The 12,637-nt window shown below is 29.0% G+C and carries 12 protein-coding genes; 11 read left to right on the forward strand and 1 reads right to left on the reverse strand.

All coding sequences use genetic code 11. From position 1 onward, the window contains the following. The first annotated feature begins 26 nt into the window (after positions 1-26). The 6 genes from ACX6CF_RS06980 (at position 27) to ACX6CF_RS07005 (ending at position 5,407) form a co-directional block, all read left to right on the forward strand. The gene (locus ACX6CF_RS06980; RefSeq protein WP_458784586.1) at positions 27-569 is read left to right on the forward strand and encodes an NUDIX hydrolase; all 543 of its coding nucleotides are present in this window, start codon (positions 27-29) and stop codon (positions 567-569) included. A gap of 203 nt (positions 570-772) precedes the next feature. Further along, positions 773-1,396 carry a stage II sporulation protein M gene (locus ACX6CF_RS06985; protein ID WP_458784587.1) on the forward strand — a complete coding sequence of 208 codons (624 nt, stop codon included), beginning with the start codon at positions 773-775 and terminating at the stop codon, positions 1,394-1,396. Between the two features lie 71 nt (positions 1,397-1,467). Beyond that, positions 1,468-2,349, forward strand: a complete 882-nt coding sequence (gene xerD, locus ACX6CF_RS06990; protein ID WP_458784588.1) for a site-specific tyrosine recombinase XerD — start codon at positions 1,468-1,470, stop codon at positions 2,347-2,349. 273 nt (positions 2,350-2,622) lie between these two features. Further along, positions 2,623-3,255, forward strand: a complete 633-nt coding sequence (locus ACX6CF_RS06995) for an undecaprenyl diphosphate synthase family protein (RefSeq protein ID WP_458784589.1) — start codon at positions 2,623-2,625, stop codon at positions 3,253-3,255. Positions 3,256-3,266: 11 nt separating this feature from the next. Further along, the gene (locus ACX6CF_RS07000; RefSeq protein ID WP_458784590.1) at positions 3,267-3,971 is read left to right on the forward strand and encodes a M48 family metallopeptidase; all 705 of its coding nucleotides are present in this window, start codon (positions 3,267-3,269) and stop codon (positions 3,969-3,971) included. An 80-nt stretch (positions 3,972-4,051) separates the two neighbouring features. Next, positions 4,052-5,407 (forward strand): glycosyl hydrolase family 18 protein, encoded by a 1,356-nt coding sequence (locus ACX6CF_RS07005; RefSeq protein ID WP_458784591.1) that lies wholly within the window; start codon positions 4,052-4,054, stop codon positions 5,405-5,407. Positions 5,408-5,443: 36 nt separating this feature from the next. On the opposite strand, the gene ACX6CF_RS07010 is transcribed toward ACX6CF_RS07005, so the two are convergent. Further along, positions 5,444-5,686 carry a heavy-metal-associated domain-containing protein gene (locus ACX6CF_RS07010; RefSeq protein WP_458784592.1) on the reverse strand — a complete coding sequence of 81 codons (243 nt, stop codon included), beginning with the start codon at positions 5,684-5,686 and terminating at the stop codon, positions 5,444-5,446. Positions 5,687-5,920: 234 nt separating this feature from the next. Between ACX6CF_RS07010 and ACX6CF_RS07015 the strand changes: the two genes are divergently transcribed. The 5 genes from ACX6CF_RS07015 to ACX6CF_RS07035 all read left to right on the forward strand — a co-directional run bounded on the left by ACX6CF_RS07015 (position 5,921) and on the right by ACX6CF_RS07035 (position 12,636). Continuing rightward, complete coding sequence (locus ACX6CF_RS07015) at positions 5,921-6,913, forward strand: ABC transporter permease (protein ID WP_458784593.1); 993 nt, start codon at positions 5,921-5,923, stop codon at positions 6,911-6,913. Between the two features lie 17 nt (positions 6,914-6,930). Further along, positions 6,931-8,454 (forward strand): sugar ABC transporter ATP-binding protein, encoded by a 1,524-nt coding sequence (locus ACX6CF_RS07020; protein WP_458784594.1) that lies wholly within the window; start codon positions 6,931-6,933, stop codon positions 8,452-8,454. A gap of 57 nt (positions 8,455-8,511) precedes the next feature. Next, positions 8,512-9,501: a substrate-binding domain-containing protein gene (locus ACX6CF_RS07025; protein WP_458784595.1), complete on the forward strand. Its 990-nt coding sequence runs from the start codon at positions 8,512-8,514 to the stop codon at positions 9,499-9,501. A gap of 73 nt (positions 9,502-9,574) precedes the next feature. Continuing rightward, positions 9,575-11,083, forward strand: coding sequence for a sensor histidine kinase (locus ACX6CF_RS07030; protein WP_458784596.1), 1,509 nt, complete (start codon positions 9,575-9,577; stop codon positions 11,081-11,083). Beyond that, complete coding sequence (locus ACX6CF_RS07035) at positions 11,068-12,636, forward strand: response regulator (RefSeq protein WP_458784597.1); 1,569 nt, start codon at positions 11,068-11,070, stop codon at positions 12,634-12,636. The genes ACX6CF_RS07030 and ACX6CF_RS07035 overlap by 16 nt, the downstream gene beginning before the upstream one ends. The last annotated feature ends 1 nt before the right edge of the window (position 12,637 follow it).

Genomic DNA, 12,637 nt, shown 5'->3' on the forward strand with positions numbered 1-12,637 from the left:
TTAAGCAAAGATTGAGAGATGAGACAATGGATAAAAAAATTAAACGATTAGATAGAAAAGAAGTATTTAATGGAAAAAGAGTAAGATTGGTTATTGATAAGTTAAGAATGCCTAATGATAAAGAAGTCAATTGGGAACTTATTACACATCCAGGTGCAGCAGCAGTGATACCTGTTGATAATGATGGTAATATAATTATGGTTAGACAATATAGAAATGCTGCAGATGATTATGTACTGGAAATTCCAGCTGGTGGGGTAGAAGAAGGTGAAGATCCAAGTATATGTGCTACAAGAGAGTTGGAAGAAGAAACAGGTTATAAGTCTGATAATATTGAGTATCTGTTAAAATTTTATTCAAGCATTGGAATAACTGATGAAATGATTAGTATTTATGTGGCAACAGATTTGAAGGAATCAGTCCAAAATCTTGATGATGATGAATACGTTACTATCGAAAAATATAAGCTGGATGAATTGATTAATATGATTTATTCAGGAGAGATTACAGATGGTAAAACAATATCAGGATTGTTAGCTTATAAATGCAAAATTAATGATATGAAATAATAATATTGAATTATTTTTAAGAGTCTTAGAGTATTAATATAATTAGGTTTATATTATTCTAAGACTTTTTTGCTATAAAAATGAATATATTAAATTTATATTTTCTAAGTACAAGCACTCATATAATTTATTTTCTGTTCATATATTAGTTTATATATAGAATAAGATAATATAAAAGTAAAATATATTAAGGAGTGATTTAGATGACTAATGTATTAGGAAAATATAGAAAGAAAATAAGTGTTTTTAAAATACAGTTTATATTATTTTTGTTTGCTATTATTGTTGGATCGTTATTTGCTAATAATTTAAGTGGTAATCGAGTTGAAGAATACAAATTATTATCAGGATATTTTATAACTAAATTTCCATCTAGCGACTATCTTAATATAGAATTATTCAAATTCATAATATGGAAAAGAATTAAATTGATTCTTGGGATTTGGATATTAGGATTTACTTTCTTTGAAATCATCATAAATTATATGTTAGTTATATATTTTGGTTTCAGTATTGGGTTTATATTTTCCATAGGGCTTATGACTAATGGATTCAAAGGTTATCTAATGTATATAATACTTTTATTGCCTCAATACATATTTTATATTCCTGTAATGATATATCTGATAGTGAAAAGCACTAATTTTTGTTCTAATTTATACAGTCATAGGAATAGAACAAGAGGATTTAATATAAATAAACAAATGTTTATAGAATATTTTTTCGTCCTAATAATATGCATTATATTCACTATTGTAGGCGGTATTATGGAAACTTACGTAAACCCTCAATTAGTAAAATGGTACATTTCTGCCATAAATTTGTAAAAAATATTCGACTTTTGGAGTAAAATATATTATAATCAAATGTATATGAAGTACTGCAAAGGAAGAAAATAATGAGAGATACGGTATCTAAGTTCTTAGACTATTTAAAAACTGAAAAAGGATCATCCCAAAATACTATAGCATCCTATGAAAGGGATGTTAATAATTTGATTAACTACCTAGAATCCAATTCTTTAACCATTGGCAAAATAACTAATACTAATCTTAATTCTTATTTAATTAATTTAGAAAAGATGGGCAGAGCGCCATCTACAATATCTAGGAATGTTGCTTCAATCCATAGCTATTTTAGATATTTATACAAGAATGATATGATAAATCAAGATCCTTCTAGTAAGTTGCTTTCTCCTAAGATAGAGAAAAAATTACCAGAAGTATTGACTATGGAAGAAGTAGATATTTTGTTAAGTCAGCCAAATGATAATGACTGCAAAGGTATACGTGACAAAGCAATGTTAGAAGTTTTATATGCAACAGGTATACGTGTATCTGAATTAATTAACTTAAAGCAAAATGATGTTAATATTAACTTAGGTTACATCAAGTGTATTGATAAGAAAAAAGAACGTATTATTCCTATGGGACAAGTATCAAAAGATGCTCTTATAAATTATTTGGAACATGCAAGAAAAATAATGATAAAAGATCCTGGTGACGATGTTTTATTCGTTAGTTGCTTAGGTCATCAAATGAGCAGACAAGGATTTTGGAAGATAGTTAAATCATATGCAAATAAAGCTGGTATATACAAAAAGATTACACCACATATACTTAGGCATTCTTTTGCTACGCACCTTGTAGAAAATGGAGCTGATCTCCGTTCTGTACAAGAAATGTTAGGCCATTCAGATATATCTACTACTCAGATATACGCTAAGATGTCTAATAATAGATTAAAGGAAGTGTATTCAAAAGCTCATCCTAGAGCTTAGATATATGATTGTAGACATACATACGGCTACCGAGAGGTGGCCTTTTATTATCTATATGAATAACTATCTAATTACTTTTTATCTTGATAATACTAAATATATTTGATATGCTTATTAGGTAACTGTGATCTAAGAATTATCAACTATTTTATAATCTTAAGTTTAGTTTCTATGTATTATCTAATCTTTAATTATAAATAACTGAGTTTATGAATAGATATTAGGCTAAATGTAAATATTTTTATAATAGAGATTAATATAAGGAGCTAAACGATGAATAAGGATATTTTAAAGAGAGTACCAAAGCATATAGGGATTATACCAGATGGTAACAGAAGATGGGCTGTAGGGCATAATATGGACAAAAAAGACGGATATTTTTATGGCATAGACCCAGGCTTTCAATTATATGAAATAATGCTGGAGCATGGTATTAAAGAAGCTACATTTTATGGTTTCACCCAAGATAATACCAAAAGACCATCCAATCAAAAAGCAGCTTTTATAGAAGCATGTGTAAGTGCTGTTAATAACCTAGCTAATAGAGATGCTAATTTATTAATAGTCGGTAATAGTAAATCAGACGTATTTCCAAAAGAATTATTGAAATATGCTAATAAAAGAGTGAAATTCGGTAAAGGTCTAATTAATATCAATTTCTTAGTTAATTATGATTGGAAATGGGATCTCAATAATGGTATTAGTAATATCGCTTCTTCTGATATATCTAGAATAGATTTAATTATTAGATGGGGAGGTAGAAGACGTTTAAGTGGTTTTTTACCAGTACAATCCGTATATTCAGATATATATGTTATTGATGAGTATTGGCCAGATTTCAAGAAAGACCATTTTAATGAAGCTCTTAAATGGTATCAAACGACAGATATTACATTAGGTGGTTGAGGGAGAGAACAATGGAATTTTATTATGATTCAAGAAAGATTGAATATAACATCAACTATAGTAAGCGTAAAACAATTGCTATTCATATAGAACCATCAAACAATATCATTGTAAAAGCTCCTATAGGTATTGATAAGAACAAGCTTATGGAATTAGTGGAGAGTAAAGGTAAATGGATTATAAACAAATTAGATGAAACACATGAGTACAGAATTCAAGAGAAAACATATGAAAATGGTGAATTATTTTTATTCCTAGGTAAAGAGTATCCGTTAGATATAATCATAGATGAAACAATTAATCTTATGAGCATAGAAATTATAAATAATTCACTTAGAATAATTACCAATACTGAGGATAAAGACTGTATTAAGAATCTCATAGAAGAGCTTTATAGAAAGCAAACTAAAATAATTATAAAAGATAGAATTGAATATTATCAAAAATATTTTATTGTTAGACCTAATAATATTAGAATTAAGAGACAAAAAACAAGATGGGGAAGTTGTAGTTCGTTGAAAAATCTTAATTTTAATCTAAAATTATCAATGGCTGAACTCTCCGTTATTGATTACATAGTAGTTCATGAGATGAGTCACTTAGTACATCTTAATCATTCAAAAGAATTTTGGAATTTAGTAAAAAGCATTTTACCTAATTATAATGATGAAAAAGAATGGTTAAAACATAATGGTAAAAAACTTACATTAAATTAAATAATACTACCTATTATTAGGATATAAGCATATTATAAAAAAACAACAAAAGAAAATGATTGAAGGGGAGCAATAATAATATGATTAAAAGAGGTTTAAAGGTTATTTTAACCATTGTATTGATTACATGTATGTTACCTGTTAGCATATCTAATGCAAAAGGTTTATCAGGGTCTATAGAAGATTTTATTGAAACATATACTATAACAAATGAAGATATAAATGAAGAAATACCTAGTATTGAGTATGGAGATAAAGTATTTATACCAATTCAAGATGTGGCACGCTTATTAGGTAGAGAGATAGTTACTAAAGATAAAACAATTAAGGTTGTTGATAAAATACAAGAAGATTTTAAATTGAAAGATGAATTTATATTACATGGTTTTTATGCATTGAATTCATATAATCAGTTTGATGAACTACGTAGAGGTAAAACATTATCAAATTTTGATTCTTTATCTTTTGGTTGGAGTAGAATAGATCAAGTTGATAATGGAGTGAAATTAATTTTTGATGGTAGAGATTTTCGTGTTCCAGATGCTTATGATGAGACATTGCATAAGATTAATGAGATACCTAAACAGCTAATGGTATTTGCTGATGATAATAGTAATAGAAATGATTATTTCAAAGCTGTTTTTAAAGATATGGATAGGATACTTAATCAGATAGCTGATACAGTTAATGGCAAAAATAGTCTCTATAAAAAATTATCATTTGATGGTGTGACAATAGATTTTGAAACTGTCAATAAGGAAGATCAAGACAGCTTTATCGTTTTTTTAAAGAAGCTAAGAACAAAGATAGGTAAAGATAAAAAAATATATGTAGCACTGCCATCTGTAAAATATTATAGTTATTATAAGTATAAAGAAATTCTAGAAATAGTTGATTACGTAATACTTATGGAACATGATTTTGATTTGAAAGTTAAGCAGACTAATTATAATAATATAACTAAAAGTCCACTAAGCCCTATTAAACTTATTGAGCAAGATATAAAGACATTAGTACAAAAAGTTGGTGAAGACTATAGAGATAAAATATTATTGCAGATTAGTTTTGGTAGTTCTCAATGGATAAGCAACAAAGATAACAGTTTTAGAAGGGTGACACCGCCACCTTCATATAGTCTTATATATAATCGGATTTGTACTGAATTAGATAATAAGGTTAGTGAAGAAGATTTATTATTCTATAATAAATCATATGAAAATCCATATTTGATATATGTTAATAATAAAAAAGAAAAAAACTATATTTGGTACGAAAACTGGGATAGTGTATTTGCTAAGATAAAATTAGCTAGTGATTATAACCTAGGAGGAATTTCTCTATGGAGATTGGGTACAGTTCCTAACTATTACAGTAAGTATGGAAAAGAAGCTGGATTTGATATCTGGTTTAGATTAAGTAATTTGTTTGACAAATAAATATTGTGTTAAAAGATATAACCTCTTAAGTAGATATTAATACTTAAGAGGTTTATTATTATTGTAATCATATGAATAATTGATGTCATGACCCATTGATTTGATGCATTCTATTATATCTTCTTCCGTTGAAGGTGGATTATAAGTTACTTGTATGGCTCTATTAACCGAATTGACTGCTATTTCCCCAACACCTTCTATTTTCTCCAGTGCATTTTTAATTTGCTTTTTCTCAATATCATTTCTTATACCATCTACTCTTATATTTAAACTTTGCAAATTGATTCATCCTTTCAATAAAATCTCTAACTTTATTTTGAACTATATTGTAAATATTATACTTCTTTTTTATGATTTAGTAATATTTTGCTATCATGACAAGATATTACTAATAACATCTAACAACACAACAAAATTATAACAAAAAATGCAAGATATTACTAAAGATGGAGAGCTGAATTTTACAATTGGATGGTATAATTGAACAGAAAAATAAAGGTAAAGGAGATAAAAATGGTAAAAAGCAATAAAAACACAACTGTGAGAGGTTTCTTGCAAATATTTTTAGCAAAACAAGAAAGTAGCATAATTATTGCTACAGTAATTTATGCAGTTTTTGTAACCATGGTAAATGGTACATTCTTTACGTCGGGTAATATCTTTAATATATTTCGTTCTACTGGTTTTACTCTTATAACAACAGTTGGTATGACATTTATATTAATTACGGCAGGTCTTGATCTTTCTGTAGGTTCAGTATTAGCACTTGGTGGGGTAGTAACTGGATTAGCATTCAAAGCAGGCATGCCAGTTCCAATAGCAATATTAGCTGGTTTATCAGTGGGAGCTGTTATTGGAGCCATTAACGGAGCAATTATTGTAAAAGCAGGAATTCCACCACTTATTGTGACATTAGGTATGCAATATGTGGCAAGAGGATTAGTTTCAGTAATAACCCAAGGAGTACCAATATATCCTTTGCCAGAAAACTTTCAAAGATTAGAACAATCAAAGTTTCTTGGGATTTCATTAGTAATTTATGTAGCTTTTATAATAGCTATAATAGGACATTTAGTACTTAAAAGAACTGCTTTTGGACGTTCAATATATGCAGTTGGTGGGAATACAGAAGCAGCACGTATATCTGGAATAAATACTAAGAAGGTTAAATTTAGTATTTATGTAATAACATCTACGCTGGCTGCACTTGCAGGAATATTAATGGCTGCTAGGTTAGGTTCAGCAGAAGCTGCGGCTGGAACAGGATATGAATTAACTGTTATTTGTGCATCTATCATTGGAGGTACATCTACTTTTGGAGGAATGGGCTCAATTGTTGGGGCAACCGTGGGAGCTCTGTTTATGGAAATATTAACTAATAGCTTAACTTTAATGAGGATTTCAGTTTATTGGCAAAATCTGGTAGTGGGAGTTATTTTAATTCTTGCTGTACTACTAGATCAATACAAGAGAAATGCTATGTTAAGAAAATCAATCAAGAAGTGATGAAGGGGGCGTTTTGATTGTCACAACAAGATATTGTATTGTCAATGAAAAATATAACAAAGAGATTTACAGGCACGATCGCCCTTGATGATGTATCTATAAATCTGTATAAAAATGAGATATTAGCTGTAATGGGTGAGAATGGAGCTGGTAAATCTACACTTATGAAAGTTCTAAGTGGGTCTTATTCATGTAGAGAATATGACGGAACGATTATATGTAATGGGGATGAGTGTAAATTTTATACTACCCATGATTCAGAAAATGCAGGTATAGCTATGATTCATCAAGAATTAAATCTTGAACTTGATTTAAGTGTAGCTGAAAATATTATGCTTGGACGATTACCCATGAATAAATTAGGTTTTATTGATTGGAAAAAGACTAAACAATGTGCGAAAGAAGCACTAGACATGTTAAAAGCTAATATTGATGTGGATGTGACTGTCAGAAGTCTCAGTCCATCAATGCAACAACTAGTAAGTATAGCAAGAGCATTAGTAAGAAAACCTCGAATTTTAATATTAGATGAACCAACATCAGTTCTCACTGAGGGTGAAACTAAAAATCTAATGAGTATATTAAGGTCTCTGAAGAAACAAGGATTGTCATGTATATATATTTCTCATAAATTAGCAGAAGTTTTTGAGCTGTGTGACAGAATAGATGTTATGAGAGATGGACGTTATATAAACACATATTTTAAGAGTGAAGGTTACAATAGTGAAAATATCATAAGTGATATGATAGGAAGAAAATTGGATGTAATGTATCCAAGGATTGATAAAATTATAGGGGAAGAGATAATGAAAGTAGAGCATTTTAAAGTACCTCATCCTTATGCTTATGGTAAAAACATTATTGAAGATGTAAGTTTTACTCTGAAAAAAGGAGAGATAGTAGGACTTGGAGGTTTGGTTGGTGCTGGAAGGTCAGAATTGATTAATGCGATTTTTGGTGTAATACCTAAGATTCAAGGGAAAGTCTATATGGAAGGTAAAGAAATCAATATTAAAAATCCTTGGGATGCTAAATCTTATGGAATAGGATTACTAACTGAAGATAGAAAGAAAAATGGTTTCATATATTCAATGAGCATCAAAGAAAATATGACTCTAACCATAATAGATAAGTTGGTAAGAAAAATATTCATAGATAAAAATAAAGAAAACAAAAAGGCCAAAACTTATTATGATGCTCTGCAAGTTAAAGCTCCCGATATGGATACTCTGATAACTTCGTTATCAGGAGGTAACCAGCAAAAAGTTATTTTGGCAAAATGGCTTATCACTAATCTGAAAGTTTTGTTTCTTGATGAACCTACGAGGGGAATAGATGTAGGTACTAAATCAGAAATTTATAAACTGATAGGTGAACTAGCTAAAAAAGGTATAAGTATAGTAATGATATCGTCAGAGTTACCAGAGCTTATTGAGATATGTGACAGAGTCATAGTACTAGCAAATGGTGAAGTCATGGAAGATATACCCAAGAAAGAGTTGAGTGAAGTGAGAATATTGAAGTCTGCTTCCAATACTTAATATATTCTAAAAATAGCATATCCATGCTATAATATAAAAGAAGAGGAGAATTTAATTATGAAAAGATTTCTAGCGTTAATATTATCGTTAACTATGATAGTTGCAATGGTGAGTGGTTGTACTAAAAAATCAGAAACAACATCTAAAGAGGAAGATAAAAATGACAATGAACTTTTCTTTGTTTACGTATCTCCATTATTAGCACATCCTATCTGGCTTATAGCTAAAGAAGGATTTGACGTAGCTGTTGAAGAACTTGGAATAAGAGGTGATTGGGTAGGACCACAAAACATATCACCTGAAGAAATGGCAAAACTAATTGAAACAGCTATTGCACAGAAAGCGGATGCAATAATAACTCAAGGTCTAGTACCTACAGGACCGCTGAAATTGGCAGAAGAAGCAGGGATACCAGTGCTAATAGTAGATTCTGATGTACCTGATGCAGAAAAATTAGCATATTTTGGTAAAGATGAGATTCGTCAGGCTGAACTTTTATTGGAAGCTGCTGAAGAGAAATATGGAAAAGATACTAAATTAAATATTGGAGTAATGGTTGCTGCACTTAACTATAAGATAGCACAAGATCAAATAAGTGCTATAGAAAAAGTATTCGAAAAACATCCAGGAGGATATAGTATAGTTAATAGAGCAGAATCTAAATCAGATAAAATGAAAGCAACAACTGAATGGCAAAATACATTCAAGGCATATCCAGAAATCAATGTTGCCATTAATTTGGCTGCGGAAGCAGGACCAGCATGTGCTAAAGTTGTGCAAGAAATGGAACTCTCAGACAAAGTAGCTGTATTTGGTGTTGACGATGTTGAAGAGACGCTTGATCTTGTAAAAAGTGGTGAAATTGATGGAACCATCGTAACATCATTTTATAATTATGGGTACCAAGCAACTTATTGGTTATATCAGCATGTAACTGAAGGCAAGACACCAGAAAATACACATAATGATGCAGGAACCATAATAGTCACTAAAGAAAATGTTGATACTTATGGTGATGCTCTTAGAGAAAAAGTAGATCTTAACTAACATATGTTTTTATAAACAGTATAGGTATAACGCCTATACTGTCCTATTTAAATAAATCTTTGAGGTGATAGACATGAATACGATTGTACATAATTTAAAAGCTAGATTAAAACCATTCGATAGTATTAAGAATAAATTAATTATGTATGTTACAATTGTATTCATTTTGGTAATAGGAAGTATATTATTGGCAAATATTAATTTTGCTACTTTTTTTGGTGAGTACAATAGTTTATATGATAAATACAATGCTTTAAATAGCTTTTATAGTAGTGTAAATGAATCTACAGAACATATGAAGCATTACTATTATAATAGGGATAAAAATGATTTGGACAGTTATTGGACAAGTATTTATACAGCTACTACTAAGATAAACTACTTGCAATCTACGTCAGTTGATGAAGATACTAAATGGGAATATAAAAAATTATCTAATATGCTTGATACATATAAAGAAAAAATTGAATTAGCCCTTGAAGATAGTTTTGCAAATAATATAATACATTATGAAACAGTAGTAAACATCAACGATTTGATAAATAGAACTATGATAAAATATTATAATGTTATAATAGATGAAATGAATACCAGTGGAGAAACATTACAATCAAATTGGCAAAAACAACGATCTACTACGTTACTAATTATCTTGATACTAATTCTTTTCTGCATTGTTTTTTCAATTCTTTTAATTCGTGGAATTAATAAATCAATAGGACAACTTGTAAAAAGCGTTAAAAAAATTTTACATGGTAACTATAATATTCCTAAGATAAAAGGTGGAGGCGTTGAAATTGAAATTTTAGCTAATGCCTTTAACAAAATGGCTTCAAGTCTAGGTTATTATGTTAGAGAAATGCAAGAGAAAGCAAAACTTCAAGGACGATTATTAGAACAAGAGAATGATAATCTCAAAATGCAACATATTATAAGAGAAACGGAGTTGCGTGCTCTACAAAGTCAGATGAATCCTCATTTTTTATTTAATACATTAAGTATTATCAGTAAAATGGCTTATATTGAAAGTGCATCAAAAACTTGTGAATTAATGGAGGCTACCACAGAATTACTTAGATATAATATTGATAAAAGTAGTAAAGTGTCTGATCTTGAAAGCGAAATTCAGTGTCTGAGGAACTATTTATATATACAGCGTAAGAGGTTTGGTGAAAGAATTAAATTTGAAATTGATTATGAAAAAGATTTACCTAATGTGAAAATGCCTGCTTTAATCATTCAACCTATTGTTGAGAATGCTATTGTACATGGAGTTGACAACATGGTAAGTGATGGATTAATAAGTATTAACATATTTATGGTAAAAGATATTATTTGTATTAGTGTTGAAGATAATGGAATAGGTATAGATAGTGAAAAAATTGATAGTATTTTATCATTTGAAAAAGATGATGAAGATAGTTCTGGAATTGGAGTAATTAATGTAAAAAAACGTCTTGAGATGTTTTTTGGCATAAAAAGGGTTTTTAATATTGAAAGTAGTTCTGGATGTGGAACTGTTGTTACAATAAATTTACCATTAACTGCAAATTCGGAGGAATTATCATGTATAAGATTATGATTGTTGATGATGAACCAATTGAAAGAGAAGCATTTGCTCTTGTTATAAAAAACAATATCACTGACTTAAAATTGGTAGGTAAAGCTTCTAATGGATTTGAGGCGATTGAACTCAGTGAAAAGGTGAAGCCGGAGATAATTGTCATGGATATTAAAATGCCTGGACTTACAGGGCTTGATGCAATTAAAGAAATCAAGAAAAAACTTCCCTCTGTTAAGTTTTTGATATTGTCTTCATATAATCAATTTGAATATGCACAACAAGCATTGAAGCTTGGAGCGGAAGATTTTATAGTTAAGCCTGCCAAGATAAATGTGCTTGTTGAATCAATTAATAATATTATCAATAAATTAGATAATGAACATGATAAAAGAAATGTAAATACGGCTTTGCAAAATAGAGTAGAAGCTATAAAACCTATTGTAGAAAATGACACTGTCTATTCTATTATTTCAGGTTGCAATGATAAAGAACTCAATAAGCTATTAGGTTTTTTTGAAGTTAATCTGAACAGTGCATTCTGTATGGCTGTAATAGGAAAAACAATTAGTGATATAATGGTTACTAGAATAAGGAATAGCTTTTTAAGTATAGGTATTAAAAGTATTGGTGCCCAAATTAACAACATGATTATATTTTTTATTCCATGTTCTAAGGGTGACGAAAAAAAATATATTAATGAAGTTGCTATGTATGTCAAAAATACTCTAGATTGCAGTAATATGCGAAATTTGATGATTGGTACAGGGAATCTTCATTGTACAAGCATAGGTTTAAAAGATTCTTATATTGAAGCAGTAGAAGCATTGAGAACAGCAGAAACTCTAGAGAAAAATTATATACATTACAATAATATTGATAAGAATATAGTAACAAACAAGATAGATATTAATGATTGGTCAATACAATTCTACGATAGCATTTGTAAAGGGAATGTTAAATCTACAATAAAAATGGTTGATACATTTTTAGGTGAATTATCTTCAGTTTATCAAGAAAATGAAACATCACTAAAAGATAAAGTTTATCAATTAATGGTTTTACTGGATAAAAATCTAATGGATATCATAGGTAATATAAAAGTTAGTTATGAATTAACTTCAATATTAGAAGAGATAACTGAATTGTCTCATGCTAAGGAATTAAGGTATTGGATGATTATTCGTATGCAGAATTATATTGTTAAGATTAATGATAATAAAAATATTACAAGTTCTAAAACTATAGTTTTAGAGGCAATAGATTTTATTAATAACAACTATGCTGAAAATATAACTTTAGATTATGTAGCAGAAAAATTGAAGATAAGTCCGTACTATCTAAGTAAAATATTAAAAAAACACACAAATAAGAATTATACAGATATAGTTGCTGAAACACGTATTAATAAGGCTAAAGAAATGCTTTCCAACAATCAATATAATATTAAGGAAATTACATATAAGACGGGATTCAACACTCAGAATTATTTTTCTAAAATATTTAGAAAGATAGTAGGGGTAACACCTACAGAGTACAAAAATATGCAATATGAGAAAAATACGGAGGAATAGA

Source organism: Vallitalea sediminicola, assembly GCF_054408565.1.

Coding starts and splice junctions, on each gene's coding strand:
- ACX6CF_RS07000 (WP_458784590.1), top strand. CDS start 3,267: ATGGAATTTTATTATGATTCAAGAAAGATTGAATATAACATCAACTAT.
- xerD (WP_458784588.1), top strand. CDS start 1,468: ATGAGAGATACGGTATCTAAGTTCTTAGACTATTTAAAAACTGAAAAA.
- ACX6CF_RS06985 (WP_458784587.1), top strand. CDS start 773: ATGACTAATGTATTAGGAAAATATAGAAAGAAAATAAGTGTTTTTAAA.
- ACX6CF_RS06980 (WP_458784586.1), top strand. CDS start 27: ATGGATAAAAAAATTAAACGATTAGATAGAAAAGAAGTATTTAATGGA.
- ACX6CF_RS06995 (WP_458784589.1), top strand. CDS start 2,623: ATGAATAAGGATATTTTAAAGAGAGTACCAAAGCATATAGGGATTATA.
- ACX6CF_RS07030 (WP_458784596.1), top strand. CDS start 9,575: ATGAATACGATTGTACATAATTTAAAAGCTAGATTAAAACCATTCGAT.
- ACX6CF_RS07025 (WP_458784595.1), top strand. CDS start 8,512: ATGAAAAGATTTCTAGCGTTAATATTATCGTTAACTATGATAGTTGCA.
- ACX6CF_RS07035 (WP_458784597.1), top strand. CDS start 11,068: ATGTATAAGATTATGATTGTTGATGATGAACCAATTGAAAGAGAAGCA.
- ACX6CF_RS07015 (WP_458784593.1), top strand. CDS start 5,921: ATGGTAAAAAGCAATAAAAACACAACTGTGAGAGGTTTCTTGCAAATA.
- ACX6CF_RS07005 (WP_458784591.1), top strand. CDS start 4,052: ATGATTAAAAGAGGTTTAAAGGTTATTTTAACCATTGTATTGATTACA.